Genomic DNA, 26918 nt, shown 5'->3' on the forward strand with positions numbered 1-26918 from the left:
GCCGCTACCCGCGCAGCACCACACCGGCGCCGACGTACACCAGCGCCACGTCGATCAGCCCCATCGGCACACCGTGCTTCTCGTGGTAGGCGCGGCGGTACAGCTCCAGCTGCACCATGCGCTGCTCCCGCTCCGCGGCGCTGCCGGGAGGGCGGCCGGTCTTCCAGTCGACGATCTCGATGCGCTCCCCGCGGCGGTAGACCGCGTCGAGCTTGCAGATGATGACATGGTCGCGGCCATCCGGCCCGGTCATGGTGAAGTCGATCTCGGTCTCCACCGCGATCGGGCGCAGCGGCGCCCATTCGGTGGCGGCGAACGCCTCCTTCAGCGCCGCCATCGCCGCGGCGTCGTCGCCCGACAGCGGCGCGGATCCGTCGGCCGATTCGTCGTCGGACTCCCACAGTGCGTCGTCTGCGGAGGAGCCGGCGCCGACCAGGCCGGAGCGGTGCTCCACCCAGGCGTGGAAGAGCGTACCCAGCCGCGTCTGCCGGAAGGGTCGCTCCGGCAGCGGACGCGCGATGGCGGCGACCGTGCCGGCGAAGTCGGCGACGAAGTCCTTGTACCGCGACGCCGGGATGCGGGTGGGCGCCGACCGCACCCGGTCGGCGGCCCTGGCGGCGCGCTCGGCCAGCAGCAGCTCCAGCTCCGGGTGCGCAGCAGGGCGGTCGGCCTCGCGGGCGGCGGCGACCGTGGCCGCCGCGGTGCGGACGACCTCGGCGCGTGAACCCAGCGGGTCGATCGGCCAGGTCAACAGCCGCCGCTCCCCGAGGTAGGGGTTCTCGTCGGTCACCGGTGCGGGCGGCTCGATGCCGAGCGCGTCGGCCATCTCCACGAGGAACACGCTGGGGTCGCGGGCACTGCGCGTGCCGGACCAGCTCGACCCTGTCAGCAGCAGGTGATCGCGGGCGCGGGTGACCGCGACGTACGCGAGCCGCCGGTCCTCCTCCAGCTGCCGGGCGCGCTGGGCAGCGATGAAGTCCTCCAGCGCCAGCTTCAGCGCCTGCTGGGTGGGGGCGTCCTCACGCCCCCACTGCAGCCGCGGCAGCCACGGCGCGTCACCGCGGAACTCGTACGGCAGCACACCGAACGCGAGCCACCCCTTGGTGTCCTTGGCCGCCGACGGCAGCTCGTCTTTGACCAGGCGCACCACCGCGACGGCATCCCACTCCAGCCCTTTGGAGCCGTGGATGGTCAGTAGCTGTACGACGTCGTCCTCGGGCGGCTCGGTGCGCGGGGCGAACTCGTCGAGCTTCTCGGCGTGGTCCAGCCATGCCAGCAGGCTCGTGAGCGACCCGGTCTCATCGGCGGCGAGGAACCCGTGCAGCTCGTCGACGAACGCCCGCAGCTGCTCCGAGGCGATGCGCGCCGGCCCGCGGGCTTCGTTGGCGGCCAGCTCCACATCCAGCCGCAGCTCCAGCTCGATCAGGCGCACCAGTTCCGGGATCGGCAGCCGCGCCGCCCGGCGGAGGCCCGCGAACACGGCACCGGCCTCGCGCAGCCGCTCCCGCGCGGCGGGGGTGAACTCTGCCAGCCAGCCGTGGTCGGCGGGGTGGCGCAGCACGAAGTCGAGGGCGTCGATGAGCGACCCCTGATCCTCGCCCGCGGAGCCGCGCATCCGCTCGGCGACCTCGGGCGCCAGGGGCTTGAGGGCATGATCGTGGCGCACGATGCGGCGCGCCAGCTGGGCGAGGGCCCGAAGGTCGGCCAGTCCGATCGCCCAGCGGGGCCCCGACAGCAGCCGGATCAGCGCCGAGCCGGCCGACGGGTCGGCGATGACACGCAGCGCCGAGACGACATCGACCACCTCGGGCGTGGAGAGCAATCCGCCCAGGCCCAGGATGCGATGCGGGATACCGCGTCTGGCCAGCGCATCGCCGTAGCGCACCATGTGCTTCTTGCTGCGGAACAGGATCGCGCCGGTGGTGGACTCCCCCGCCGCGGCACGAGCGGCTCGTACCTGTTCGAACCAGGCGGCCACCCGATCGGTCTCGGCATCCAGATCGTCATCGAACGCGATCTGCACGTCGCCGAGGGTCGCACCGGGTCGGGCGAGCAGTTCGTCCACCGGCACCGGTGCGCTCGAGGCGAGCGGGGCGAGCACGGCATTGGCCGCCGTGAGCACCCGGTGGCTGTTGCGCCAGCTGGTGCGCAGCGCGAACCGTCCACTGACGCCGTCGGGGGCGAACGCGCGGGCGAAGTCGCCGAGGTTGCCGGCGCTGGCGCCGCGCCAGCCGTAGATGGACTGGTGGGGGTCGCCGACGGCCATCACCCCGGTGCCACGGAAGAGCGTCGCGAGCAGGTCGGTCTGCACGACGGAGGTGTCCTGGTACTCGTCCAGCAGCACGACCCGGTACCGGTCCCGCAGCTCCGCGGCGACCGATTCATGGCTCTGCACGACCTCCAGCGCGCCGGCGACCTGGTCTGAGAAGTCGATGACCCCCAGGCGCAGCTTCTGCCGCGCGTACTCCCGCGCGAGATCGGTCAGCAGCGCCAGCGCGCCCACCTTCTCGGCGGCGCGGGCGATATCGGCGTAGACGACGGTGCGCTTGTTCTCCGACGGCCGCTCCAGCACGTCGGCGAAGCGCTCCGGGAAGGCGGCCAGCTCGTCCAGCGACACCAGGTTGTCGACGCTGTCGCGCGCGATGCGCAGGGCCGCGTCGATGAGGGTGCGCACCGACTCGCCCCGCTCCTCCAGTCGCGGGTCGTCCGAGGCCAGCACGACGCGACGCATCAGCAGCCACGCCGCGGAGTCGCTGAGCACCGCCGCCTCGCCGTCGCGGCCGATGCGCACCGCGTGCTCGCGCACGATGCTGTCGGCGAAGCTGTTGTAGGTCGCCACGGTGGGCCGGTGCAGCAGCGCCTCGTCGTCTCCGGCGGCGGGTTCCGCGCCGGTGTAGCCGACGAGATTCGCCAGCACCACCCGGCGTGCGGCATCCGTGTCCGCCGTGGCGAACGGGTCCAGCCGCCCCTCGGCGTGCAGCGCCGACAGGTGGGGCAGCAGGCCCCGCCGCTCGAACTCCGCCAGGCGCTGCAGGCGCTTGTGGATGCGTTCGGCCAGCTCCCCCGCTGCCTTGCGGGTGAAGGTGAGCCCCAGCACCTGGTCGCGGCGGACGAGGCCGTTGGCCACCAGCCACACCACGCGCCCCGCCATCGTCTCGGTCTTGCCGCTGCCGGCGCCGGCGACGACGAGTCCCGGCTGCAGCGGCGACTCGATGACGGCGGCCTGCTCGGCCGTCGGCGGGAATTGACCGAGGGCGGCGGCGATGGCGTGCGCGGAGATGAGCGTGGTCACGAGCTCACCGCCCCGATCGTGTGGATGCGGCACAAGCCATAGGAATGCTCATCGCGGCAGTGCTCCTCGTAGGGGGCGACGAACGCGCTGCCGCGCATCACGTCGACGGCCGCGACGACCCGGCCGACGAACGCGGTGCGCGTCTCGTCGTCGAAGGGCACCTGGCGCGGCGTGACGTACTCCTTGGATGCCGCGGTGGGCCGCAGCACCAGCAGCTTCGCGCCGCCGGGCCGCGCCCCCTCGGGCGCCTCGATCGCGCCGGTTTCGAAGGCGAGCTGGTACGCCGCCAGCTGCGGGTTGTCGGCGACGGCCTTGTCGGTCTGCGGCTCGGCCTTGCCGGTCTTCAGGTCAACGATGACGACCGACCCGTCGGGGCCGAGCTCCACCCGGTCGATGTAACCGCTGAGGACCGCGCCGTGCGCGCCTGCTTCGGGGATCTCGATGGGCACTTCGAAATGCGGTTCCGCGCCCAAGAGCGTCACCCCATCGCGTTCGGTGTCCCGCAGGTACCGGTGCAGCCGCCGCACCAGGTCGCGAGCGCGGGTGAGTTCGGCACGCCCCCGCCACTCGGCATCGAATTCCAGCTCGCCCCACCGTTGCTCCACAATGCGCCACAGGCCCGCTTCGTCCAGTTCGGAGCCGTGCTCGAGGGCAGCGTGGATGAGCGTCCCCAGCCCCGCCACCGACCCGCCGGGATCGCCGCCGAGGTCGCCGATCACCCAGTTGAGCTGGCACTCCTCGAGCGTGTGCAGCCTCGACGGAGACACCCGCACCGCTTCGCGGGCAAGGTCGCGCAGCGGCGTGGTGGAGGTGGGGCCTGCCACGCCGTACCACTGCGCAGGGTCCGCCCCGGCGACGCCCGCGTCGGCCAGCAGCGCGAGCTGCCCCGGGGCGGCCGCCCGCGCCGCGGCGGGGGCGCGCGGGTCCGTCAGCGCCCGTCGGTGCAGCGCCACGAGGCCTCGCAGCGTCAGCGGATGCTCCGCCTCGCGGGGCGCCGGCTCCGGGTCGGGCAGCAATTCGAACAGCACGCTCGGCCCGGTGTCATCGTCATCGACGGCGGTGACGATGAGCCGAGCCGTGGCACGGGAGACGGCGCGGGCGAACAGGCGCAGTTCGTCGTGCATCGCCTGGCGCCGGCGGTCGAGGACGTCGGTGGCATCCTCCCCCTCCACTGCGTCGGCGAGCCGCCAGGTCTCCAGCAGACTGCCGCGCAGCCGGGTGTTGGGCCACACCCCGTCCTGCACGCCGCTGACCACGACGGTGTCGAACTCCAGCCCGAGCGAACCGGCGGGGGTGAGCACCCGCACCGAGGCTTCCGGCGGCGGCGCGGTCAGGCGGTCCTCAGCGACATCGCTGTCGAGGATGCCGCGTACGAATGCCAGCGGCGGGGCGCCGTCCTCCCGCTCGACGGCCCGCTTGGCGGCCTGGAACAGCGCGACCACCGCGTCCAGGTCGCGGTTGGCCTGCTCCGCCAGCGGCCCGTGACCGTTGGCCGCTTCGGCCCAGGGAGCCTGCAGGCCCGATTTCTCCCACGCCGTCCACAGCAGTTCGTGCACGGTGGCCCCGGCGGCGTGGTCGGCCGCCAGCTGCGCCAGGGTGCGTGCCACCCGCCGCGCACGACGCGCCTCACGGGTGTCGATGAGGTCCAGCTCCAGCGGCCGCACCATGCCCGACACCAGCAGCGCCTGCCCGCCGCGCTCGCCCTCGTGGGCCAGTTCGGTCTGCCGCAGCGTGGTGCGCAGTCGCCGCAGCTCCACCGGGTCCATGCCCCCTGCCACGCCGAGCAGCACGTCGGAGACGTCGTCGATGGTCCACTGGTCGCCGGGACGGGCGGACAGCTCCACCAGGCGCAGCAGGTCGCGTACGGGTCGCAAGACGCCCAGCGCGCGGCCGGGTCCGCTGGCACGCGCCGGCACTTCGCGTGCCGCCAACTCCGCCTCCAACGCGGCCACCTGACGGGTGTCGTGCGCGATGACGGCGCAGCGGTCCCACGGCACACCGTCGCGCAGGTGGCGTTCGCGCAGCAGCCGCGCGATGGCGTCGTACTCCTCCGACGGCGATCGCAGCGTGAACGCGCGCACCGTGGCATCCGCCGGTGCGGACTCCTCCGGCGCCGTCGGACGCAGCCGGTGGCTCACGATGCCGACGGCGCCGATGCGCTCGGTGACCGACGCCAGCAGCGCCCGCTGCGCGCGGCTGCCCCGATGCGCGGCGGTGAGCACGAGCGGCGGCGCGGCGGCGGCCAGGCGGGCGAAGTTGCGGGGCGAGGCGCCGCGGAAGGTGCCCGACCCGACGTCGGGGTCGCCGAACGCCATGACCGCGATGCCGTGGGCGCGGCACGCCTCCAGCAACTCCACTCCGCCCAGGGTGAGCTCCTGCGCATCGTCGACGAGGATGACGCGCACCCCGGCGAACGCGCCGAGCACGGGCGCACCGGGGGCGCTGGAGCGGAGGATGCCGACCGCCTCGCGCACGAGACCCGCCGCGTCGCGGTGCGCACCGCGCATGTCGGCACGGACCCGTTCGTATTCGGTCGCGAACGAGGCCAGCGACGACCATGCCGGCAGGTCGAGCCGCTCCGCGAGCGCGCGCAGTCGGGCCGGCGTGAGACCCAGCGTCGTGCACTCCGCGAGGAAGGTGCGCACCTCGGCGCGGAAGCCGGCGGTACCGCGAATGGGAGCGGGGAGCCACTGTGGCCACCGGGAGGGGGCGGATGCCTCGTCCTCGGCGTCGCCGGCGAGCAGTTCCTGCACCAGCTGGTCCTCATCGGCCCCGGTGAGCAGCTGCGGCGGCTCGCCGCCGGCGTGCACCTCGCCCGCACGCACCAGCTGGAACGCCAGCGACGCCACCGATCTGGCCAGCGGACCCGCCGTCGCGCGGCCCACGGCCAGCGCGAGTCGATCGCGCAGCTCGGTGGCAGCGGTGCGACTGGAGGTGAGTACCACGATGGCGTCGGGGTCGACGCCGGCTTCCACGAGGGCATGCACACGTGCGATGAGCGTGGCCGTCTTGCCGGTCCCGGGCGCGCCGACCACCACCGCCGATGTCTGGGGTGCCAGATCCAGCACTCGCCGCTGTGCGGCATCCGGGACGAAGGCGGCGTCGGAGGCGGGCTCGGGTGCCCGTCGATCGCTGTGTCGCATCGAGCCCACGGTAGCCGCACCCGCCGACGTTCGCCGACAGCGAGCGCGGGCCCTCCGGCGGCCGGGCAGGCCCCGCCGTGTCGTAGAGTCGTGATGCGCCCGCGGCGACAGCCGGGGCCGGAAAGGCAGTCACCCGTGGAGATCCGCATCGGCATCGTCAACACCGGCCGCGAGCTCGGCTTCGAGACCAACGAGCCGGCAGAGGCCGTCAAGACCAGCGTCGCGCAGGCACTGGATTCCGGCGCCACACACGTGACGTTCATGGACATCAAGGGCAACTCCTACATCGTGCCCACTGCGGTCCTGGCGTACATCGAGGTCGGCACCGAAGAGTCCCGCCGCATCGGCTTCGTCGGCTGATCGCATGCAGATCCTGCTCGCCCTCATCTTCGGAGCAGGGCTGGGCGTCCTCGCCCACTTCCTGGTCGCCGGTCGCGCCACGCGCGGGGCGGCCATCGGTCCCCTGCTGGGTGCCGTTGTCGGCGGCGCGGTCTGGCTGGCGCTGACCTGGGCAGGCCTGGGCATCGACAACCCGTGGATCTGGGTCGCGTCGTTCGCGGCCCCTGCGGTCGTGGTGTTCCCCGTCCTGATCCTCCTCACCCGAGCACGCCGCACGCACGATGCGCACGAACGGGCACGACTGAAGATTCTCTGACCGCCGCGGTCGGGTCGGCGCTCAGGCGTCCAGGCCCATCGCGCCCATCCGGCGCGAGTGCGCGGCGAGCAGTCCGGTGAACACCGGCTCGACCTTCTTCTCGTCCGCCGCGTCCAGCGTCGTGGGGCGCAGCGCGGCGCGGGCGATGAGCAACGTGTCGCCCACGAGCCGGCGCCCCCACATCGCCAGCAGCGACCGCCACTCCTCGTCGGCGTCGACGGCCGCGACGATCATGTCCACGAGCGCCTGCCGGTCGTCGGCGGCGGCGAGGATCGCGGCGGCTCCCCGCCCGGTCTCCCCGTAGCTCGAGGACAGGGCCAGGTAGAAGTCGTCCAGCATGCCGGCGGTGATGTGCACCGACAGCACCGTCTCCAGGGGCCTCGCGCCGTGCGTGGCGCGGCGGAACGCGTCCAGCGGCTCCCGGAACGGCAGCATGATCTCCAGCGCGTCGTCCCCGCGCTCCCGGATGAGGGTGACGAACCGGCGGTGCTTGAGCAGCGCCGCGCCGGACGCGAGCGACAGCGACTCCTTCTGGGACAGCTCCGGGGTCGACGCGATCAGGTGGCTGAGCGTTTCGAAGTAGCCCAGCTGCAGATACGTCGCCTGCCCGAGGAACGTGTCCACGTCGGGTGCGAGCGCTTCGAAATCGACCCGGTGCGCGTCGCCCATGTCGCCGCGGGACCGCAGCGCCAGCGGGCGCGCGGCAGGCCGCTTGCGTGTGAAGAACGACCAGGCCACGAGAGACCACGATACGCCGACGGGCCGTTCAGGCATCTCCGGTAGGCTGAATGGGCCCCGGCAGTGGATCGGGGCCCCGCGCCTGCGGCTGAGTGAAGGGCGTGGAACGTTCTCCCCCGGCGGCATCTCACCGCCAGACAGGCTCGCATTGTGACGACTTTCGCCGAACTCGGCGTCGACCAGGACATCGTCGATGTCCTCGCCAGCAAGGGCATCGTGGACGCCTTCCCGATCCAGGAGCAGACGATTCCGCTGGGCCTTCCCGGCCAGGACATCATCGGCCAGGCCAAGACCGGAACGGGCAAGACCTTCGGCTTCGGCATCCCCGTCGTGCAGCGTCTGGGGCTCAACCCGGAGCCGGGCGTCAAAGCGCTCATCGTCGTTCCCACCCGTGAGCTGTGCGTGCAGGTCTACGAAGACATCGACATGCTGACGTCCGGCCGCGCCACCAGCGTCGTGGCGATCTACGGCGGCAAGGCCTACGAAGGCCAGATCGACCAGCTCAAGGCCGGCGCGCAGATCGTCGTGGGTACCCCCGGGCGCCTGATCGACCTGAACAACCAGCGTCTGCTGGATCTGTCGCACGCGACCGAGGTCGTCCTCGACGAGGCCGACAAGATGCTGGACCTGGGGTTCCTCCCCGACATCGAGAAGATCTTCTCGAAGGTGCCCGCCGTGCGGCACACGCAGCTGTTCTCGGCCACCATGCCGGGCCCGATCGTCGCGATGGCGCGCCGGTTCATGTCCAACCCGATCCACATCCGCGCGACCGACCCCGACGAGGGGCTCACACAGGCCAACATCAAGCACGTCGTCTACCGCGCGCACTCGCTGGACAAGGACGAGATCATCGCCCGCATCCTGCAGGCCGAGGGCCGCGGCAAGAGCGTCATCTTCACGCGCACCAAGCGCGCCGCGCAGAAGCTGGCCGATGAGCTGAGCGACCGCGGATTCAACACCGCGTCCGTGCACGGCGACATGAGCCAGGAGGCGCGCGAGCGCTCGATGGCCGCGTTCAAGGCGGGCAAGAAGGACGTCCTGATCGCCACCGACGTCGCCGCACGCGGTATCGACGTCGACGATGTCACCCACGTGATCAACCACACCATACCCGACGACGAGAAGACCTACCTGCACCGCGCCGGCCGCACCGGCCGCGCCGGCAAGACCGGCATCGCGGTGACCTTCGTCGACTGGGACGACCTGCACAAATGGGCGCTCATCAACCGTGCGCTCGAGTTCGGCCAGCCCGAGCCGACCGAGACGTACTCGTCGAGCCCCCACCTGTTCAGCGATATGGACATCCCCGCCGGCACCAAGGGTCGCATCGTGACCGCGCCTCGTACGCAGACGGTCAAGACGCAGGAGTCCGCGCCCGCCGCCGACGGCAGCGCCAGCCGCAACCGTCGTCGTCACCGCGCCGGCGAAGCTGCGACGGCTACGCCCGACACCGCCGAGACGGCCCACACCGCCGATGGCGGCGGGACGCACGACGGTGGCGGCAAAGAGCACCACGACGGCAAGACCGCGCCCCGCAGGCGTCGTCGTCGTCGCGGCTCGGGCACCGGCGCACCGACTGCTTCCTGACCCGCATCAGGGCGCTTCGGGCGTCCGCAGGCAGGGCCATTCCGGTGGGGGCAACGCGTCGCTAGGGTGAGCGCTGACGGCGCGGCGGGCGTCGCTCTTCGTGAGAAAGGCGCGTATCGTGCGATTCTTCGACGCGGTGGAATACCAGGGTTTCTGGGGTTCGTTCTGGGACCTGGTGTGGTGGTTCCTGTGGGCGTTCGTGTTCTTCGCCTACCTCATGGCGCTGTTCTCGATCATCGGAGACCTGTTCCGTGACCACAAGCTCAGCGGCTGGTGGAAAGCGGTGTGGATCTTCTTCCTCATCTTCTTCCCGATCATCACCGCGCTGATCTACCTGGTCGCCCGCGGTGGCGGCATGGCCGAGCGCAGCGCGCAGGCCGCGCAGAGCTACCGCGAGCAGCAGGATGCCTACATCAAGACCGTCGCCGGCAGCGGCTCCAGCCCGAGCGAGGAGATCGCCAAGGCCAAGCGGCTGCTGGACGACGGCACGATCACCCCGTCCGAGTACGAGGCGCTGAAATCCAAAGCGCTCGCGGGCGGCTGACCGCCCCGCTCATCCGGCCCCGAAGCGTCCGCGCTCCGGGGCCGGACTGCGTCACGGGGTCGCCAGTTCGTGCGCCCACGGCGGGTCGGCGCCGGGCCGGGACACCGTGATCGCCGCGGCGGCGGCGCTGCGGGCGAGCACCGCGGCGATGTCGGCGGCATCCCACCCGGCGATGCGCGCGCGCACGTCCGCGCCGGTGCGCGCATGCAGCTGCGCGATGAGGGCCGCCATGAAGGTGTCCCCCGCCCCGACGGTGTCGACCACGGCGACCGGGGCGGCCGCTGCCTCGACGACCCCCGCCGCGTGCAGTGCAAACGAACCAGCCGCGCCCTCGGTGACGACCACGAGCGCTGGGCCGGCGCGCAGCCACTCCCGCGCGATGTCGCGGTGATCGCGCCCGGGGTGCAGCCAGTCGAGGTCCTCGCCGCTGACCTTGACGACATCCGACAGCGCCACCAGCCGCGCGACCCGCGCGCGCACGTCCGCCGCGTCCGTGATGAGCGAGGGCCGCACGTTCGGGTCGAACGTCACCGCCGCCGTCCGCCGCGCATCGCGCAGCGCCTGTTCGACCGTGTCGGCGCCGGGGTGTAGCACCGCGGCGATGGAGCCGGTGTGCACCACCGGCGTCACCGGCGCGCGCCACGGCGCGAGGTCCCACGCGATGTCGAACTCGTACGTCGCGGCCCCTTCGTCGTCCAGGTGCGCGACGGCGGTCGAGGTGCGCGCCGGCGCACCCGGTACGTGGACCGTGACGGCCGACCGGTCCAGCCAGGCGCGCACCGCGCGGCCGTGGGCGTCGCCGGCGAGCTGGGTCACCAGCAGCGGCCGCAGCCCTCGACGGCCGAGGGCGAGGGCGACGTTGGCGGGACTGCCGCCGGGACTTTCCCGGGTGCCGTCCGGCGCGTGGACGATGTCCACGAGCGCTTCGCCGATCACGACGACGTCAGGGGCAGCGCTCATGCGGCATCCTCTCTCACGGATAGACCGGGGTGCTCCCGCTGGCACGGTCGATGATGCGGGCCACCATCTCGTCGGTGGTGGTGTGCTCGCCGGGGAGGTTGGGCTTTCCCAGGCCGTGGTAGTCGCTGGACCCGGTGACGATCAGGTCGTGGCGTGCCACGAGTTTGCGCAGCGCCGCGATGCCCGACGCGGTGTTCTCCCGGTGCCCGAGCTCGAACCCCGCCAGCCCCAGGCCGATGAGCTCCTCCAGCACCGGAACCGGCAGCATCCGTCCGCGCCCGGCAGGGTGCGCGATGATCGGCACGCCGCCGGCGGCGGCGATGAGGCGCACCGCGGTGGCGGCATCCGGGGCGTAGTGCGGCACGTAGTATCCGGCACTGGGGTGCAGGATGCCGGCGAACGCCTCGGCGCGGTCGGCCGCCAGCCCGCGTGCGACGAGGGCGTCGGCGATGTGGGGCCGCCCGACCGTCGCGCCGTCGCCGGTCTGGGCGACCACGTCATCCCAGGTGAGGTCGTAGTCTCCGCCGATGCTGGCGACGATCTGCTCGGCGCGTCCCATGCGCGCGGAGCGGATGCGGTCGGTCTCGGCGCGCAGCGCGGCGTTGTCGGGATCGAACAGGTACGCCAGCACGTGGACGCTGCGCCACTCCTGCGTCGCACTGAATTCCATCCCGGGCAGGAAGGTCATTCCCAGCGACGTCGCAGCCTCCGCCGCCTCCGCCCATCCGGATGTGGTGTCGTGGTCGGTCAGCGCGACAGTGCGCAGGCCGCGACGGTGGGCCGCCTGCACCACCTGGGCGGGCGGTTCGGTGCCGTCGGAGTGCACTGAGTGCAGGTGGAGGTCACTGGGTCCTTCGAACCGTTGCACACCTGAACGCATCCCTCGAGCGTAGCGGCGCCGTCGACGCATGACGGGTGTGGCATCCGTCGATCTCCCAGCCAGCGGGAATAGAGTCGCGACGTGCTGCGTCTGGTGGGGATCCTCGTCACGATCCTGTTCGCCATCGGCGCGGCGATCCTGACCTGGCCGGCGTTCTTCCGGGTGGAGCGCACGTTCCCGATCGTGCAGCTGACCTCGTTCCGCCCGCTCCTGGTGCTCGGGTTCCTCGCCGTGCTGGTGCTCGCACTGATGCTCGCGATCGCGCGGCCGATGCGCGGTTTCGCGCTGTCGATCGCCGGGGTGAGCGTCGTGGCCGCTGTCTGCGGCAGTGTCATCGTGCTGCAGCGGGGCACCGGCAACGCCGAACTGCCCGCCAAGGCGGACGACAGCGTGCGGGTCATGACCTGGAACACCGCCGGCGGCGACGCCACCTCGGCCGAGGCCATCGCGCAGACCGCCGTCACGATGGAAGCCGACGTGGTCGCGCTGCCAGAGACGACGATCGAGACCGGTGAAGCGGTGGCCATCGCGATGGGCCAGATGGGACACCCGATGTGGGCGCACCATACCGAGCAGGGCCAGTGGGATGCCGACTCCACGACGCTGCTGATCTCGCCGGATCTGGGCGCCTACTCCGTCATCGCCTCGTCGCGCGACGGCACCAGCGACACCTCCGAAGTGCCCAGCGCCGTCGCGATGCCGGTCGACGGGTCGGGGCCGATCATCGTCGCAGCGCATGCCGTCGCGCCCCGCCAGTCGGCGATGCAGGCGTGGCGGGATGACCTGCAGTGGCTGGCGGACCAGTGCGCCGCCGATAACGTCATCATGGCAGGCGATTTCAACGCCACGATCGACCACATGATGCGCCTGGGCATCGACGGCGCGCATCTGGGCCGCTGCCACGACGCCGCCGTCGCCGCCGGCAGCGGTGCCGTCGGCACCTGGCCCACCGATCTGCCCGCCCTGGCCGGCTCCCCTATCGACCATGTGCTGGCCACCGATCTGTGGACCGCGGTCGGCGCAGTGGTGCTGACGTCGATGGATGCCACCGGCAGCGATCACCGGCCTCTCGTGGTGCAGCTGGAGCCGACCGGCTGACTGTGTTCTCCCTGCCTCGGAGTGCGAGACTGGTGGTATGAACACGTCAGGCGACAGCGACACGACCACGACCACGGCCGAGCCGCAGCAGGCGGACTCCACGACGAACCGCCGGCAGAATTACGGCCAGGGTTTCCTCGACACGATCTCCACCGGGTGGGCCGTCCGTCCGGCCTCGATGCCCACGTTGCGTGAGCAGGCGCGGTACGCCGCCGCGCGCCGCGCAGCCGTGTCGGCCGCGTTCCCCGGCAAGCGACTGGTGATCCCGGCCGGCTCGCTCAAGCAGCGCAGCAACGACACCGACTACCCGTTCCGCGCGCACTCGGCGTTCTCCCACCTCACCGGCTGGGCCGCCGACAGTGAACCGGATTCCGTGCTGGTGTTCGACCCGACCGACGACGGCCACGACGTCACCCTCTACTTCCGCGAGCGAGCCGACCGCACGACGCCGGAGTTCTACTCCGACGCGTCGATCGGCGAGTTCTGGATCGGGCCGCGCCCCGCGCTGGACGGCGTCGCCGCCGACCTGGGACTGGCGACCGCCCACGTGGACGGCTTCGCCGCCGCCGAGGGCGACGTCGTGCTGGACGAGGACAGCGACCTGACCCGGTTCCTGTCCGAGCTGCGACTGATCAAGGACGAGTACGAGATCTCGCAGATGCGCCTCGCCGTGGATGTCACCGCGGCGGGCTTCGACGACATCGTCGCGAACCTCCCCCGCATCATCGAGCACTCCCGCGGCGAACGGATCGTCGAGGGCGTCTTCCACCAGCGCGCCCGCAGCGACGGGAACACCGTCGGTTACGACACCATCGCCGCGTCCGGACCGCACGCCTGCTACCTGCACTGGACCCGCAACGACGGCGCGGTGCTGCCGGGCGATCTGATCCTCGTCGACGCCGGCGCCGAGGTCGACAGCCTCTACACCGCCGACATCACCCGCACCCTGCCGGTGTCGGGGACCTTCACCGATATCCAGCGTCGCATCTACGAAACCGTGCGCGAGGCGGCGGATGCCGCGTTCGCCGCGGCGCGGCCCGGTGTCACGTTCCGGACGCTCCACGAGACCGCCCTGGGCGTGCTGGCGCGACGCACCGCGGAGTGGGGGCTGCTGCCGGTGACTGCCGAAGAAGCCCTCGACGCCGACAAGGGCGGGCACCACCGCCGCTACATGGTGCACGGCACGAGCCACCACCTCGGCATCGACGTGCACGACTGCGCACAGGCGCGGCGGGAGATGTACTACGACGGCATCCTGCAGCCGGGCATGGTCTTCACGATCGAGCCTGGACTGTACTTCCAGATCGACGACATCACCGTGCCCGAGGAGTACCGCGGCATCGGGGTGCGCATCGAGGACGACATCCTCATGACCGAGGACGGGCCGGTGAACCTGTCCGCCGGCATTCCTCGCACCGCCGACGAGGTCGAGGCCTGGATCGCGCGCGCGAGCGACGCTCGCTGAGAGTGAGCTTCACTCCCCCGGCGCCCTTCACGACGCGCCCGACGCTAGAGGGCACGTTCGGCATGGCCGCGTCCACCCACGCCACCGCGACGGCGGTCGCGCAGGCCGTGCTCGAGCGCGGCGGCAACGCGTTCGACGCCGTCGTGGCCGGTGGGTTCGTGCTGCATGTCGTCGAACCGCACCTCAACGGACCCGGCGGCGACCTGGTCGGCATCTTCCACGCCGCCAGCGCGGCCGAGCCTGAAGTGCTGATGGGCCAGGGCCCCGCCCCGGCGGCGGCCACCATCGCCCACTACCGCGGCGAGGGGCTCGACCTCGTGCCGGGCGCCGGGGGCCTGGCCGCCGCCGTGCCGGGCGCGGTGGACGCGTGGCTGCTGCTGCTGCGCGACCACGGCACATGGGAGCTGGGCGACGTGCTCGCCTATGCGATCGGCTACGCCCGCGATGGGCATCCGCTGCTCCCGCAGGCCGCGATGACCATCGCCCGCGTGGCGGAGCTGTTCACGGCGACCTGGCCGAGTTCGGCCGACCTGTGGATGCCGGACGGTCGCGTGCCCGCGGCGGGCTCCCTCATGCGCAACCCGCCATATGCCGCCGTGCTGGAGCGGCTCGTGGCCGCCGGTGACGGGGCCACGGGTGCCGCGGGTGCGGCGGGTGCCGCGGCTGCCAGGGCTGCCGATCGGGGTGCGCGCATCGACGCCGCCCGGCACGAGTGGAAGACCGGGCTCGTCGCGCAGGCGGCATCCGCCTTCCTCGCCCGGCCGCACCGGCACTCGTCGGGCACCGACCACGCCGCCGTCATCACATCCGATGACTTCGCCGGTTTCGACGCCGGGTACGAGCCGGCCGTCACTGCGACGTTCCGCGGCCACACGGTGGCCAAGGGCGGCGCGTGGTGCCAGGGGCCGGTGCTGCTGGAGGCGCTGCGGATCCTCGACGGGTTCGACGACGCGCGTCTCGATCCTGCGACCGGGATCGGTGCGCACACGATCGTCGAGACGCTGAAGCTCGCGCTGGCCGATCGCGATGCCTACTTCGGCGACGACCCCGACGGCTCGGCCTTGACCGATGCTTTGCTGTCGGACGCGTACATTGCCTCGCGGCGCAGCGACATCGGCGATCGTGCGTCACGCGAATGGCGCCCCGGCGACCTGCCCGGCCGGGTGCCGTTCCGCCCGCCCCTGACCGAGGCATCCGCTGCGCCCGCACCCGCCGGCGTCGGCGAGCCGACCGTGGGCAAGTCGGGCCAGACCCGCGGCGACACCTGCCATATCGATGTCGTGGATCGGTGGGGCAACATCGTGGCGGTCACCCCGTCCGGCGGGTGGCTGCAGTCCTCGCCCACCGTCCCCGAGCTCGGGTTCTGCCTCGGCACGCGGCTGCAGATGATGTGGCTGGACGAATCCGCGCCGTCGGCGCTGCGTCCGGGGGCACGCCCTCGTACGACCCTCACCCCGACCCTCGTGTTGCGAGGCCGGATGCCGGTGATGGCGCTGGGCACCCCCGGCGGCGACCAGCAGGACCAGTGGCAGCTGCCGATGCTGCTGCGGATGCTCGTCGGCGGGTACACCGCGCAGCAGGCGATCGACGCGCCGACGCTGCACACCACGGCACTGGTGGATTCCTTCTGGCCGCGCACCTGGACGCCCGCGGGAGTCATGGCCGAAGACCGGTTGGGCGACGACGTCATCGACGAGCTGATCGCGCGCGGGCACGATGTAACGCGCGCCGGGGACTGGACCCTGGGGCGGCTCAGCGCCGTCGGGATCGACCATTCCCGCGGCGTGTTGTGGGCCGCGGCGAATGCTCGCGGGATGCAGGGGTACGCCGCCGGGCGGTGATTTGCGCGGCGTTTTTGTGCGCCGTTTCCTCCACAGGATCATTTTGTGTGACTTTTCCACAATGCCCGTGGGACCTGGGTTTTAGACCTCTCGATGTCGGAGGGGGTCGGCAGGATTGGGGGTATGAACACCTCCCCGACCACCACCCCGACCGATGTGATGTCGGCGATCGCGGTGGTCGCGGAGATGGTGGAATCTGACCGGCAGCTCGCCGCGATCCAGGCCCGGCAACTGGTGCTTCTGGGGCGGGCCGGGGACATTGCGGCGGCGGAAACCGCCGCGATCCCGCTGTCCGCGCAGCGGGAGCGGGAACTGCCGTTGCGGTCGATGGCGGCGGAGCTTGCCGCCGCGACGCGCCGGTCGGATCGGGGGATGCAGAACCGCATCCACCAGGCCGGGGTGATGCGCGACCGGTTCCCCGCCACCGTCACCGCACTGGCGGAGGGCCGGATCGACATCGGGCACCTGCGGGTGATCGAAGAAGCCGGCGCCCGGCTCACCGACCCCGACGCGCGCGCCCTGTTCGAACAGGCCGCCCTCGCGGTCGCGGAGAAGGAGACCGCGGGCCGAGCCCGGCCGGCGATCCTCGCGCTCGCGCAACGCATCGACCCTGTTCCGTTCACGGAACGGTACGCGACGGCGGCGGAAGCCCGCCGGGTCTGGGTGCACGACCTGGCGGACGGTATGGCCGAGTTGGGTGCTCTGCTCCCCGCGCACCTCGTTCACGGGATCATGGACCGGATCACCCAGTGCGCCCGCATGCTGCTCGCCGAAGACGGCGGCACGGCGAGCAACGACAGCGCCCCGGATGCCGCGGGTGAGGCCCAGCCGGTCGACACCCGCACGATGGACCAACGCCGCGCCGACGTGCTCAGCGACCTGCTGCTCACCGGGCACGCCACTGCGGAAGCGTCCGACGGGACCGTCTGTGAGACGGATGCGATCGTCGCGCACATCCAGGTCACCGTCCCCGCCGCGACCCTCGCCGGTGCGGATGTGCCGGCGACGTTCGTGGGGCACGGGCCGATGGACCCGGGCACTGCCCGCCACTATGCCTCCCACGCCACCGCCTGGGACCGGATGTTCACCGACCCCCGCACCGGCGCGATCGACAGCACCGACACCTACCGGCCCTCCAGGGCGCAACGCCGGTTCCTGCGGGGCAGGGACGAGCACTGCCGGTTCCCCGGCTGCCGCGCCGCGGTGTGGCACTGCGACATCGACCACACCGTCGACTACACCCACGGCGGCCCCACCCGGATGTGCAACCTCGCCCACCTGTGCAAACGGCACCACATGCTCAAACACAACACCGCCTGGACCGTGGAACAACACCCCGGCGGGGTGCTGGCGTGGACCAGCCCCACCGGGAGGGTCTACGCCGACATCCCGCAGCGCCCGCTCGAATTCATCGCCGCCGCCAGCAGCGGCGCACCCCCACCGTTCTAGGTGCGGGGCACCCGCCTGCCTGTCCGGCACTGCCGGACGGCGGGCCGTGGCGCTCGTGCCTGCTGCACTGCGAGGGCTGTACCGCTTCACTCAGCCCCAGAGCCGAAATGAGGAGATCCTCCGGAATGCGGATGTTCAGTACTCGGGCATCCGCATTCCGGCAGATCTCCGCATCTCAGCGGCAGCGGAGCGTGCTCGCAACCATGCCACGACGACGTCCGCCAATCCCTCGCCGACCTCGTCGGCGGGGCGCTTGCGGCCCTTCACCTCGAACGAGTGGTTACCGCCGTCGACCCAGTGCACGGCGGCATCCCGGCAGGATGCCACGGCATCGTCCAGTTGAGCGTGCGGATCGACGAACGGGTCGTTGGTCCCCTCGACGAACAGCTGCGGCGGCGCAACATCGGGAAGGTGGGCGACGCGCAGCTTCTCGGGCTGCCCGGGTGGATGCAGCGGGTACCCCAGGTACACCAGCCCTGCAGGCGCGATCTCACCCTCCGCCGCCGCCATCGACGCCATGCGCCCGCCGTACGACTTGCCGGCCGCCCAGACCGGCACTCCGGGCGCCTGGGCGCGCAGCGCGGCATCGGCGGCACGCCAGGTGGCCACCGCGTGCGCGGCCGGTCCCGGCATCCGCCGCCCTGCTTCGACGTACGGGAAGTTGAACCGCAGCGTTGCCATGCCGGCGGCGCGCACGCCGCGGGCGAAACCGACGAGGAACGGGTGGGAGTATCCGGCTCCGGCGCCATGGGCGATTGCCATCGCCGCCCACGGATCGGCGGGCGTCTCGAATGCCGCCGAGACGGTCACCTCACCGGTCGGAAGTGCGACGGTGAAGCCCTCGGTCATGCGCGGCGGTCGTCCTCGCCTGCGTCGCCGGAATCCTCCGGCGCCGCGCCGTCCGCGGGTGTCGCCTGTGGCGGGACGATGCGCTCGCCATACCGCGGCGGCTCGTTCGGGTCATCAAGGGCGGGACGCGCTGCCGGCGCAGGCGCGGTTCCCGGCGCCGCGCCCGGAGCGACCGGGGTCGGGGCGACGGCGACGGCCGGTGCGTCCCCGCGCCCCAGCGCCTGACGCGCGCGGTGCACGCTGCTGGGCAGCACGGTGAGGTCGTAGCGGTCGGCGACCACCTGAGTGATCGAGGCGTAGTCCCGGCGGCGGCGCACGAACGAATACGTGATGATGCTCATCAGCATGCCCATCGCGATGCCGACGAACAGCACGCCGACGAACAACTGGATCGGGACATCCGGCGTGCCGAGCACGAAGATCGCCGCGAACAGCAATCCGAGCAGCACGCCGTTGATGGCGCCTTGGCGAGCGGCGGTGGCGTAGCCCAGCCGCCCGGTGACCTTCTCGATCGAGCGCAGGTCCTGCCCCACGATCGCGATGTCACGCGCCGGCACGTCGGCGGCGATGAGCGCCGACACCGCCTTCTGTGCAGCCTCGTAGGTGGTGAAGGTCGCGACGGTATCGCCGACAGTGTTCCGCCCCGAACCGAAGGCCCCCATCATGCTCATCTCCCCATCTTCGCATGGGCACTCACACGGCGCTTCGGGGCCGCGCGCACGGCCCGCGCACTACGCTTGTGACGTGAGCACGCAGAGGGTTTTCGTCGCGCGGCTGGCCGGCTGTACGGTCTTCGACCCCGCCGGTGACCGCCTCGGCAAGGTTCGGGACGTCGTCGTCATCTTCCGAAAAGACGACCCGCCCCGGGTGATCGGCCTCGTCGTGGAGATCCCCGGCCGGCGCAACGTCTTCCTCTCGATCGGACGCGTCACCTCCATCGTGACCGGGCAGGTGATCACCACCGGCCTGATCAACGTTCGGCGCTTCCAGCAGCGCGGGGGCGAAGTGCGCGTCATGGCGGAACTGCTCGGCCGCAAGGTCTACCTCCGCGACGGCAGCGGCACCGCGGTGATCGAAGACGTCGCTATCGACCGCAACCGCATCGGCGAATGGGACGTGTCGCAGCTGTTCCTGCGGCGCCCGAAGACCAGCGCCTCCCCCTTCGCCAAGGGGCCGACGACGTTCGCCTCCTGGGCTGAAGTGCGCGAGGACCAGACTCCGGGCGAAGCCCAGTCCGCTGAGCAGCTGGTCGCGACGTATTCCGAACTCAAGCCGGCCGACCTCGCCAACACCCTGCTTGACCTCCCCGAGGAGCGCCTGTTCGAAGTCGCCGAAGAGCTGCCGGATGACCGGCTGGCGGACGCGCTCGAAGAGATGCCCGAAGACGAGCAGATGCACATCCTCGAACGGCTCGGTGACGAACGCGCCGCCGACATCCTCGACCACATGGAACCCGACGACGCCGCCGACCTGCTCGGTCAGCTGCCCGCCGGGCGCATCGCTCAGTTGCTGGGCCTCATGGAGCCCGACGAGGCCGAAGACGTCCGCGCGCTCCTGGAGTACGGTCCCGACACCGCCGGCGGTCTGATGACCAACGAGCCCATCGTGCTGTCGGCCGAGAACACCGTGGCCGAGGCGCTGGCCCTCATCCGCCGCCACGAACTGCACCCCGCCCTCGCTGCGTCGGTCTACATCACGCTGCCGCCGTTCGAGACCCCCACCGGGCGCCTCTTGGGTGTCGTGCATTTCCAGCGGATGCTGCGCTACCCGCCGCACGAGCGGCTGGGGGCCATCATCGACGACACCCTCGAGCCGGTGCTGGCAACCGCATCGGCGACCGAAGTGGCGCGCCTGCTGGCGACGTACAACCTGGTTTCCCTTCCCGTCATCGATCAGGCCCACCGGCTGGTCGGCGCGGTCAGCGTCGACGACGTGCTCGATTACCTGCTGCCCGACGACTGGCGATCGCACGATGCGCCGCCGCACGAAATCGGCCACGCCGCTCCCCCGTCGCGAATGGGACGCCGCTGATGGCCCGCGCACCAAAGGCGACCCTCGAGGCGCCGCTCGGACGCCCGGGGATGCTCACCCCCCGCCCCGCGCAGCCGTCGCGCGACACATTCGGCCGCTTCACCGAGTGGATCGCGCGTGCCATGGGCACGCCGATGTTCCTGCTGCTGCTCACCCTGTTCTGCATCGCGTGGATCAGCTGGAACACGCTGGTGCCGGCACCTCTGCGCTTCGACTCGGCCGCGAACGGCTTCACGGCGCTGACCCTCATGCTGTCGCTGCAGGCGTCGTACGCCGCGCCGCTGATCCTGCTGGCGCAGAACCGTCAGGACGACCGCGACCGCGTGCAGATCGAACAGGATCGGCAGCGCTCCGAACGCAACCTCGCCGACACCGAATACCTCGCCCGCGAGATCGTCGCACTGCGCATGGCGCTGACTGAGGTCACCAGCGAAGTCGTCACCAAGGACGTGCTGCGCCAAGAGCTCAACCGCGCACTGGAACGCGTCGAAGGGCGCAACAGCGGCCAGGTCGGCCACGAAAACAGCGCCGTCGGCACCACCGACGAGGCGACGCCCGCGTGAGCACGATCGACGATGCCGTTCGCGCTGCGGTCGGGGCCGTCACCGACCCCGAGCTGCGCCGCCCGCTGGCCGAACTCGACATGGTGCAGGCCGTCGCCGTGCGCGAGGGCGTTGCCGACGTGTCCATCGCCCTCACGATCGTCGGCTGCCCCGCCGCCCAGCGCATCGAATCCGACGTGCGTGCCGCCGCGGCCGCCGTCCCCGGCATCACCGGCGTGGCACTGACTGTCGGGGTCATGACCCCGCAGCAGCGCGCCGCCCTCACCGAGCGGCTGCGCGGCGGCCGGCCCGCACGCCAGATGCCCTTCGGCCCCGACTCGCTCACCCGGGTCATCGCCGTCACCAGCGGCAAGGGCGGCGTCGGCAAGTCGACCCTCACCGCCAACCTCGCTGTGGCGCTTGCCGCGCGGGGCGCGGCGGTCGGGGTCATCGACGCCGACGTGCACGGGTTCTCCATCCCGGGTCTGCTGGGCCTGGTCGGCCCCGACGGCCTCCCGCCGCAGCCCACCCGCATCGACGACCTCATGCTGCCGCCGGTCGCCTACGGCGTGAAGGCCATCTCCATCGGCATGTTCCTCCCCCGCGACGGTGTCGCCGGGGGCGGCGCGGTCGCCTGGCGCGGGCCGATGCTGCACCGCACCGTGCAGCAGTTCCTCACCGAGGTGTACTTCGGTGACCTCGACGTGCTGCTGCTGGACATGCCGCCTGGTACCGGCGACGTCGCCATCTCGGTCGGGCAGTTGCTCCCCCACGCCGAAGTCCTCGTCGTCACCACGCCGCAGGCCGCCGCATCCGACGTCGCCGTGCGCAGTGGTCTCGTCGCCCGCCAGACCGGCCAGCGCGTGATCGGCGTCGTGGAGAACATGGCCGCGATGACCCTGCCCGACGGCACCGTGCTCGATCTGTTCGGCGCCGGCGGCGGGGCAGCGGTCGCCGCGGCGCTGTCGCTGGATGCCGCACCCGTGCCGCTCCTGGCGACCGTGCCGCTCAGCCCCGCGCTGCGGGTCAGCGGCGACACCGGGGTGCCGGTCGTCGCCGGCGCCCCCGCCGACCCGGCGGCGGCTGCGATCATCGGCCTCGCCGACGGCATCCTCGCGCAGGGCCGCAGCCTCGCCGGCCGTCCCCTGCCGTTCGCGCCGCGCTGACTCAGGTCGCTTCGGCGTCGAAGGGCGGCGGGCCCTCCGGGCGCACAGCTGCGGGCTGAGGCGCTGCGGACGCCGCGCTGATCGCCGCTCCCGCTGCCGCAGCGCGCACCGTGGGCGTCGGGGCGTCGTCCAGCAGCGCCTCCCGGATGATGCGCCGCGGGTCGTACTGACGGGGATCGAGCTTCCGCCAATCCACGTCGTCGAGTTCGCCGCCCATCTCGTCCTTGACGCGCGTCTTCGCGCCGGAAACCCACTCGCGGGCGCGCACGGTGAAGCGGGCAAGCCCTTCGGCGTACCGCGGCAGTCGCTCGGGACCGATGAGCATGCCGGCGATCACAGCGATCAGCAGCAGCTTCTCCCACGTGAGCCCGAACACCATGCGACCAGGTTACCCGTGCGCCTGCCTCGTTCGAGCGTTGCGCCCGCGTACGCTGACTGCTGGAGGTCCCCATGGGCGAGCACGACGCGAACCGCAGGTTCGCAGCCGAGGTCACGGTTGAACCTGACAAGATCGCGCGAGCACGCGCACACGCACTGGAACTGGGTGCCGATCCGATCAGCGCACCCGTCGGCGCGCAGTGCGCGGTCATCGCCGCCGCGTCGAAGGCCCTCAATATCGTCGAGATCGGCACCGGGGCCGGAGTGTCGGGACTGTGGCTCCTGCACGGCTCGCCGCGCGCGACGCTCACGACCATCGACATCGAGCGGGAGCACCTGGGCGCTGCCCGCCAGGCGTTCAGCGCCGCCGGCGTCGCCCCCGCCCGTGCCCGGTTCATCAGCGGCCGCGGATCCGACGTGCTGCCTCGCATGAACGAGGCCTCCTACGACATCGTGCTGATCGACGCCGACCCCGAGGGTGTCATCGAGTACGTCGAGCATGGCCTGCGCCTCGTGCGCGCCGGCGGCACCGTTCTGGTGCCCCGCGTGCTCGGCGGCGGAGCCGTCGCCGACCCGGTGCGCCGCGACCCGATCACCAGCGCCTACCGCTCACTCATCCAGGAGACGCAGTCCTCCGCCGCGGTGGTGGGTGCCCTGTCGATCACCGGCGAAGGCCTGCTGCAGCTGACCACGGTCTACACCCCGTGACCAACGAGGAAGCGGCCGGTCGCAATGACCGGCCGCTTCGGACGTGCGTTGTGCGTCAGGCTGCGCTGACCACGCCGCCGAGGACGTTGTAAAGTTCTTTCGCCTCGTCGTCATTGACCGAGACCACCAGGCGACCGCCGCCTTCGAGGGGAACACGCACAATGATCAGGCGTCCCTCCTTCACGGCCTCCATCGGTCCATCACCGGTTCGCGGCTTCATGGCTGCCATTGCGGGCTCCTTTTCGTCGTAGGTCTGGTCCTGAGTTTATCCTGTGCAACCGACAGGGGATAATCCGGGCCGCTGGAAACATATTCACGGGATACGCCAGAACGTGTTGCCGAGGGCGTACATGTTGTAGATCCACCACCATTGCCCCGCCAGGCACACCACGATCACGCCCACCCGCCACACCCGCGAGGGCGGCATCGCCACCGCTCCCCACAGCGGCGACAACGGCAGCAGCAGGCGAAGGATGCTCGACTGCGGGAAGAAGACGGCCAGCAGGTAGAGCAGGTAAGCGGCCGACCACAGCCGCAGATCCACCCCCAACCGGCGCACATGCTTCCCCCGCCACAGCAGCACGGCGACGAGCGCGACGGATGCCGCAAGGGCGATGTAACCGGCGACGGCACCCAAGCCCCACTGGCTGAACCAGAACGCGGCGGCCTGGACGAAACCCTCGAACGGCAGGAAGGTGCCACCCGCGTCCGGCACCCAGTTGCGCCGCCACGCCAGCTCGGTCGCGAGATAGGCATCCGCCTGTCCGGTGACCAGCGCCGCGATGACCATCCAAGACAACCCCACCGCGGCGCCCAGCAACCCGGAGGCGACGATGTGCACGATCTCGCGCGTCGTGAGCGGGTCGGTTCGGCGCTTGAGCCACCGCGCCACCCCGTGCAGTGCCAGGAAGAGGGAGAACGCGAGCACCCCGGGCCGGGTGAAGCCCATCAACGGGATCAGCACGTACAGCCACGCGTATCTGCGGCGCTGCACGGCCCACAGCGCCGAGAACAGCAGGAACAGGAAGAGCGACTCGGCGTAGCCGACGTGGAACAGCGCCGCCAGTGGAGCGCAGGCGAACATCAGTGCCGCCCACTGCGCCGCGCCGGCCCCGATGCGCTCGGTCAGCAGCCGGCACAGCACGTACGTCGCGCCGTAGCCCGCGACGAGGGACACCACCACCGCGCCCGCGACCCACGATGGGCCGAGCAGCGCGCCCACCCAGCCTGCCACGGTGGGATACACCGGCAGGAACGCCCACTGATTCTCGGCGACGAGGCCGGCGTCGGTCAGCGGAAGCGTCTGCGGGTAGCCGGCGAACGCCACCATCCAGTACCACTGCGCGTCCCAGCCGGCCAGCAGTGCGCCCACCGTCGCGTCGGCGCCGAAGCGGGATCCGGGCGGGGCGAGTGCGGCGGCCAGCAGCAGCAGACCGTGGGTGATCAGCCGTGAGGCCAGATACAGCAAGGCGATGCGCAGCGCGAGCGGCAGCGCTGCCACCCCCCGCGCCGGAGCGGTGATCAGGGCGCGGTCAACCACGCGCGAAGACCCCGCTCCACGGCATCGATCTGCGCGAGCGGCACCCGCTCCTGGTCGTGGTGGGCCAGGTGCGGGTCGCCCGGTCCGTAGTTGACGGCCGGTACCCCCAGCGCCGAGAAGCGCGCGACGTCGGTCCACCCGTACTTCGGCTTCGGCACCGCCCCGACGGCCGCGACGAACTCCTGAGCCAGCGGCGCGTCCAGCCCGGGACGGGCGCCATCGGCAAGATCGGTGATCTCCACGTCGAACCCGGCGAACACCTCACGAACGTGGCGTTCGGCCTCGGCGCCGTCGCGGCTCGGGGCGAACCGGTAGTTCACCTCCACCTCGCACAGGTCCGGGATGACGTTGCCCGCCACCCCGCCGTGGATCGCCACGGCATTGAGCCCCTCGCGATAGACCAGTCCTTCGACCGGGACCTCCTCGGGGCGATACTCGGCCAGGCGGGTGAGGATGGGCGCCACCGCGTGGATGGCGTTGGCACCCATCCACGACCGGGCGCTGTGGGCACGGGCGCCGCGGGTGCGGACGACGGCGCGGAGCGTGCCGTTGCAGCCGCCCTCCACCTCACCGTTGGAGGGCTCCCCCAGGATCGCGAAGTCGGCGGCGAACAGGTCGGGGCGGGTGCGGGCGAGCCGGGTCAGGCCGCTGCGGGAGGCTTCCACCTCTTCGTGGTCGTACCAGAGCCAGGTGATGTCGACGCGGGGATCGGTCAACTCGGCCGCGAGCTTGAGCTGCACCGCCACCCCGGCTTTCATGTCGACGGTGCCCCTGCCCCACAGGTAGGGCTCGCCGTCGACGTCGATCTCCCGCGTGGGCAGGTTGCCGTTGATCGGCACGGTGTCGATGTGGCCGGCGATCGCGACCCGCTGCGCCCGTCCGAGCCGGGTCCGCGCGACGATCGTGTCACCGTCGCGGTGCACCTCCAGGTGCGGCAGCGCCAGCACGGCTTCGTGGATCGCATCGGCGAGGGCGGTTTCGTCGTCGGACACACTCGGAATGTCGCAGATCGCCCGAGTGAGTTCGGCGGAGGACGCAGTCAGGTCGAGCCGTGGCATCCCCCGAGTCTAGCCAGCCCGACACGGCGGATACGCTGGAGGGATGAGCGATGCACGACGGATCTGGGCAACAGGACTGACCACGACGGCTGCGGACGGCACGGTGCTGGACGCGTGGTTCCCGCACCCGCAGACCGGTCCCCGCCCCGTCGACATCGACGCCGTCGCCGACTTCGAGGGGCTGACGGGCCCGGATGAGCGTCGCAACGTCACCGTCGACGCCGTCTCGATCGAGATCGACCTGGATGCCGCTCCCGCGTCCACACCCGACGCCTACCTGCGCCTGCAGGCGCTCTCGCACCGGCTGGTCGCCCCCAACGAGCTGAATCTCGACGGCATCTTCGGTCACCTGCCGATCGTCGCGTGGACCAACGCCGGCCCGATGCTCCCGGACGACGCCGCCACGTTGCGCCCGGCGCTGCAGCGTCACGGCATCCAGGTGCACAGCCTCGACAAGTTCCCCCGGCTCACCGACTACCTCGCTCCGTCCGGCGTGCGCATCGCCGACACCGCACGGGTGCGCCTTGGTGCCTACCTCGCACCGGGCACGACCGTCATGCACGAGGGCTTCGTCAACTTCAACGCCGGCACGCTCGGCGCCTCGATGGTCGAAGGGCGCATCTCGCAGGGCGTCGTCGTCGGCGACGGCAGCGACATCGGCGGCGGCGCGTCGATCATGGGAACCCTCTCCGGCGGCGGCAGCCACCGCGTGTCGATCGGCGCACGCACGCTGCTGGGCGCCAACGCCGGCATCGGCATCTCCCTCGGCGACGACTGCATCGTCGAGGCGGGGTTGTACGTCACGGCAGGAACGAAGGTCACCCTCGCCGCCGAGCCGGTCACGCACGACGGTTCCCGCCCGGTCGTCAAGGCCGCAGAACTGTCGGGACGCAACGGCCTGCTGTTCCGTCGCAATTCCCTCACCGGCGCGGTCGAAGCCGTCAGCCGCGACGGCGCCGGAGTCACGCTCAACGAGGCACTGCACGCCTGAGCG

At 71.6% G+C, this 26918-nt stretch carries 24 protein-coding genes; 13 read left to right on the forward strand and 11 right to left on the reverse strand.

Annotated elements, in window-relative coordinates:
• Nucleotides 1-4 precede the first annotated feature (4 nt).
• The gene (locus tag NQ151_RS03425; protein ID WP_257527016.1) at nucleotides 5-3292 is read right to left on the reverse strand and encodes an ATP-dependent helicase; all 3288 of its coding nucleotides are present in this window, start codon (nucleotides 3290-3292) and stop codon (nucleotides 5-7) included.
• Nucleotides 3289-6435, reverse strand: a complete 3147-nt coding sequence (locus NQ151_RS03430; protein WP_257527017.1) for an ATP-dependent helicase — start codon at nucleotides 6433-6435, stop codon at nucleotides 3289-3291. Before NQ151_RS03430 ends, NQ151_RS03425 begins: the two co-directional genes overlap by 4 nt.
• A 135-nt stretch (nucleotides 6436-6570) precedes the next feature.
• On the opposite strand from NQ151_RS03430, the gene NQ151_RS03435 reads away from it, so the two are divergent.
• Both NQ151_RS03435 and NQ151_RS03440 read left to right on the forward strand, forming a co-directional pair.
• Nucleotides 6571-6795, forward strand: coding sequence for a DUF3107 domain-containing protein (locus NQ151_RS03435; RefSeq protein ID WP_257508592.1), 225 nt, complete (start codon nucleotides 6571-6573; stop codon nucleotides 6793-6795).
• A 4-nt stretch (nucleotides 6796-6799) separates the two neighbouring features.
• Nucleotides 6800-7090: a hypothetical protein gene (locus NQ151_RS03440; RefSeq protein WP_257527018.1), complete on the forward strand. Its 291-nt coding sequence runs from the start codon at nucleotides 6800-6802 to the stop codon at nucleotides 7088-7090.
• Between the two features lie 21 nt (nucleotides 7091-7111).
• Here NQ151_RS03440 and NQ151_RS03445 read toward each other — a convergent pair whose 3' ends face one another.
• The gene (locus NQ151_RS03445; protein WP_257527019.1) at nucleotides 7112-7864 is read right to left on the reverse strand and encodes a ferritin-like fold-containing protein; all 753 of its coding nucleotides are present in this window, start codon (nucleotides 7862-7864) and stop codon (nucleotides 7112-7114) included.
• A 114-nt stretch (nucleotides 7865-7978) separates the two neighbouring features.
• Here NQ151_RS03445 and NQ151_RS03450 point away from each other — a divergent pair, with 114 nt between their 5' ends.
• On the forward strand, nucleotides 7979-9415 hold the full coding sequence (locus NQ151_RS03450; RefSeq protein WP_257508589.1) for a DEAD/DEAH box helicase: 1437 nt from the start codon (nucleotides 7979-7981) through the stop codon (nucleotides 9413-9415).
• A 118-nt stretch (nucleotides 9416-9533) separates the two neighbouring features.
• Entirely contained in the window at nucleotides 9534-9959 is a 426-nt protein-coding gene (locus NQ151_RS03455; RefSeq protein WP_257527020.1) for a PLDc N-terminal domain-containing protein, read from the forward strand.
• A 51-nt stretch (nucleotides 9960-10010) separates the two neighbouring features.
• Here NQ151_RS03455 and NQ151_RS03460 read toward each other — a convergent pair whose 3' ends face one another.
• The gene (locus NQ151_RS03460; protein WP_257527021.1) at nucleotides 10011-10919 is read right to left on the reverse strand and encodes a PfkB family carbohydrate kinase; all 909 of its coding nucleotides are present in this window, start codon (nucleotides 10917-10919) and stop codon (nucleotides 10011-10013) included.
• 13 nt (nucleotides 10920-10932) lie between these two features.
• A complete protein-coding gene (locus tag NQ151_RS03465) occupies nucleotides 10933-11799 on the reverse strand; it encodes a PHP domain-containing protein (protein WP_257527022.1) in 867 nt (288 codons plus the stop codon).
• Between the two features lie 81 nt (nucleotides 11800-11880).
• On the opposite strand from NQ151_RS03465, the gene NQ151_RS03470 reads away from it, so the two are divergent.
• The 4 genes from NQ151_RS03470 (at nucleotide 11881) to NQ151_RS03485 (ending at nucleotide 17652) form a co-directional block, all read left to right on the forward strand.
• Complete coding sequence (locus tag NQ151_RS03470) at nucleotides 11881-12897, forward strand: endonuclease/exonuclease/phosphatase family protein (RefSeq protein ID WP_257508585.1); 1017 nt, start codon at nucleotides 11881-11883, stop codon at nucleotides 12895-12897.
• A gap of 37 nt (nucleotides 12898-12934) precedes the next feature.
• On the forward strand, nucleotides 12935-14362 hold the full coding sequence (locus tag NQ151_RS03475; protein ID WP_257527023.1) for an aminopeptidase P family protein: 1428 nt from the start codon (nucleotides 12935-12937) through the stop codon (nucleotides 14360-14362).
• 2 nt (nucleotides 14363-14364) lie between these two features.
• On the forward strand, nucleotides 14365-16203 hold the full coding sequence (locus NQ151_RS03480; RefSeq protein WP_257527025.1) for a gamma-glutamyltransferase family protein: 1839 nt from the start codon (nucleotides 14365-14367) through the stop codon (nucleotides 16201-16203).
• A 123-nt stretch (nucleotides 16204-16326) separates the two neighbouring features.
• Complete coding sequence (locus NQ151_RS03485; RefSeq protein WP_257527026.1) at nucleotides 16327-17652, forward strand: HNH endonuclease signature motif containing protein; 1326 nt, start codon at nucleotides 16327-16329, stop codon at nucleotides 17650-17652.
• A gap of 135 nt (nucleotides 17653-17787) precedes the next feature.
• On the opposite strand, the gene NQ151_RS03490 is transcribed toward NQ151_RS03485, so the two are convergent.
• Together NQ151_RS03490 and NQ151_RS03495 are read right to left on the reverse strand one after the other, a co-directional pair.
• Nucleotides 17788-18501, reverse strand: a complete 714-nt coding sequence (locus NQ151_RS03490) for an alpha/beta hydrolase family protein (protein ID WP_257527027.1) — start codon at nucleotides 18499-18501, stop codon at nucleotides 17788-17790.
• Nucleotides 18498-19172: a YflT domain-containing protein gene (locus NQ151_RS03495; protein WP_257527028.1), complete on the reverse strand. Its 675-nt coding sequence runs from the start codon at nucleotides 19170-19172 to the stop codon at nucleotides 18498-18500. The genes NQ151_RS03490 and NQ151_RS03495 overlap by 4 nt, the downstream gene beginning before the upstream one ends.
• Nucleotides 19173-19245: 73 nt before the next feature.
• Between NQ151_RS03495 and NQ151_RS03500 the strand changes: the two genes are divergently transcribed.
• From NQ151_RS03500 to NQ151_RS03510, 3 genes are read left to right on the forward strand one after another with little or no spacing between them, the layout of a single operon-like run.
• Nucleotides 19246-20532, forward strand: a complete 1287-nt coding sequence (locus NQ151_RS03500; protein WP_257508579.1) for a magnesium transporter MgtE N-terminal domain-containing protein — start codon at nucleotides 19246-19248, stop codon at nucleotides 20530-20532.
• On the forward strand, nucleotides 20532-21095 hold the full coding sequence (locus NQ151_RS03505) for a DUF1003 domain-containing protein (RefSeq protein ID WP_257527030.1): 564 nt from the start codon (nucleotides 20532-20534) through the stop codon (nucleotides 21093-21095). Before NQ151_RS03500 ends, NQ151_RS03505 begins: the two co-directional genes overlap by 1 nt.
• The gene (locus NQ151_RS03510) at nucleotides 21092-22240 is read left to right on the forward strand and encodes a P-loop NTPase (protein ID WP_257527031.1); all 1149 of its coding nucleotides are present in this window, start codon (nucleotides 21092-21094) and stop codon (nucleotides 22238-22240) included. The genes NQ151_RS03505 and NQ151_RS03510 overlap by 4 nt, the downstream gene beginning before the upstream one ends.
• Before the next feature lies 1 nt (nucleotide 22241).
• Here the strand turns inward: NQ151_RS03510 and NQ151_RS03515 are convergent, their stop codons facing one another.
• Nucleotides 22242-22619 (reverse strand): twin-arginine translocase TatA/TatE family subunit, encoded by a 378-nt coding sequence (locus tag NQ151_RS03515; RefSeq protein WP_257508576.1) that lies wholly within the window; start codon nucleotides 22617-22619, stop codon nucleotides 22242-22244.
• A gap of 71 nt (nucleotides 22620-22690) precedes the next feature.
• On the opposite strand from NQ151_RS03515, the gene NQ151_RS03520 reads away from it, so the two are divergent.
• Nucleotides 22691-23326 (forward strand): O-methyltransferase, encoded by a 636-nt coding sequence (locus NQ151_RS03520; protein WP_257508575.1) that lies wholly within the window; start codon nucleotides 22691-22693, stop codon nucleotides 23324-23326.
• Nucleotides 23327-23381: 55 nt separating this feature from the next.
• Here the strand turns inward: NQ151_RS03520 and NQ151_RS03525 are convergent, their stop codons facing one another.
• The 3 genes from NQ151_RS03525 to dapE form a co-directional block, all read right to left on the reverse strand.
• A complete protein-coding gene (locus NQ151_RS03525) occupies nucleotides 23382-23555 on the reverse strand; it encodes a DUF3117 domain-containing protein (RefSeq protein WP_257508574.1) in 174 nt (57 codons plus the stop codon).
• Nucleotides 23556-23639: 84 nt separating this feature from the next.
• Entirely contained in the window at nucleotides 23640-24866 is a 1227-nt protein-coding gene (locus NQ151_RS03530) for a putative hexosyltransferase (RefSeq protein ID WP_257527032.1), read from the reverse strand.
• Nucleotides 24848-25924, reverse strand: a complete 1077-nt coding sequence (dapE, locus tag NQ151_RS03535) for a succinyl-diaminopimelate desuccinylase (protein ID WP_257527034.1) — start codon at nucleotides 25922-25924, stop codon at nucleotides 24848-24850. The genes NQ151_RS03530 and dapE overlap by 19 nt, the downstream gene beginning before the upstream one ends.
• A 43-nt stretch (nucleotides 25925-25967) precedes the next feature.
• Between dapE and dapD the strand changes: the two genes are divergently transcribed.
• Nucleotides 25968-26915, forward strand: a complete 948-nt coding sequence (gene dapD / locus NQ151_RS03540; protein ID WP_257508571.1) for a 2,3,4,5-tetrahydropyridine-2,6-dicarboxylate N-succinyltransferase — start codon at nucleotides 25968-25970, stop codon at nucleotides 26913-26915.
• Nucleotides 26916-26918: the final 3 nt, after the last annotated feature.

The organism is Microbacterium sp. zg-YB36 (assembly GCF_024623575.2).
GTDB lineage: Bacteria > Actinomycetota > Actinomycetes > Actinomycetales > Microbacteriaceae > Microbacterium.

What these genes read in the sequence shown, in the direction of transcription:
- NQ151_RS03430 (WP_257527017.1), bottom strand. Translation starts at nt 6,435, where the DNA reads ATGCGACACAGCGATCGACGGGCACCCGAGCCCGCCTCCGACGCCGCC.
- NQ151_RS03440 (WP_257527018.1), top strand. Translation starts at nt 6,800, where the DNA reads ATGCAGATCCTGCTCGCCCTCATCTTCGGAGCAGGGCTGGGCGTCCTC.
- NQ151_RS03445 (WP_257527019.1), bottom strand. Translation starts at nt 7,864, where the DNA reads ATGCCTGAACGGCCCGTCGGCGTATCGTGGTCTCTCGTGGCCTGGTCG.
- NQ151_RS03460 (WP_257527021.1), bottom strand. Translation starts at nt 10,919, where the DNA reads ATGAGCGCTGCCCCTGACGTCGTCGTGATCGGCGAAGCGCTCGTGGAC.
- NQ151_RS03465 (WP_257527022.1), bottom strand. Translation starts at nt 11,799, where the DNA reads ATGCGTTCAGGTGTGCAACGGTTCGAAGGACCCAGTGACCTCCACCTG.
- NQ151_RS03475 (WP_257527023.1), top strand. Translation starts at nt 12,935, where the DNA reads ATGAACACGTCAGGCGACAGCGACACGACCACGACCACGGCCGAGCCG.
- NQ151_RS03485 (WP_257527026.1), top strand. Translation starts at nt 16,327, where the DNA reads ATGAACACCTCCCCGACCACCACCCCGACCGATGTGATGTCGGCGATC.
- NQ151_RS03490 (WP_257527027.1), bottom strand. Translation starts at nt 18,501, where the DNA reads ATGACCGAGGGCTTCACCGTCGCACTTCCGACCGGTGAGGTGACCGTC.
- NQ151_RS03495 (WP_257527028.1), bottom strand. Translation starts at nt 19,172, where the DNA reads ATGAGCATGATGGGGGCCTTCGGTTCGGGGCGGAACACTGTCGGCGAT.
- NQ151_RS03505 (WP_257527030.1), top strand. Translation starts at nt 20,532, where the DNA reads ATGGCCCGCGCACCAAAGGCGACCCTCGAGGCGCCGCTCGGACGCCCG.
- NQ151_RS03515 (WP_257508576.1), bottom strand. Translation starts at nt 22,619, where the DNA reads ATGGTGTTCGGGCTCACGTGGGAGAAGCTGCTGCTGATCGCTGTGATC.
- NQ151_RS03520 (WP_257508575.1), top strand. Translation starts at nt 22,691, where the DNA reads ATGGGCGAGCACGACGCGAACCGCAGGTTCGCAGCCGAGGTCACGGTT.
- NQ151_RS03525 (WP_257508574.1), bottom strand. Translation starts at nt 23,555, where the DNA reads ATGGCAGCCATGAAGCCGCGAACCGGTGATGGACCGATGGAGGCCGTG.
- dapE (WP_257527034.1), bottom strand. Translation starts at nt 25,924, where the DNA reads ATGCCACGGCTCGACCTGACTGCGTCCTCCGCCGAACTCACTCGGGCG.
- dapD (WP_257508571.1), top strand. Translation starts at nt 25,968, where the DNA reads ATGAGCGATGCACGACGGATCTGGGCAACAGGACTGACCACGACGGCT.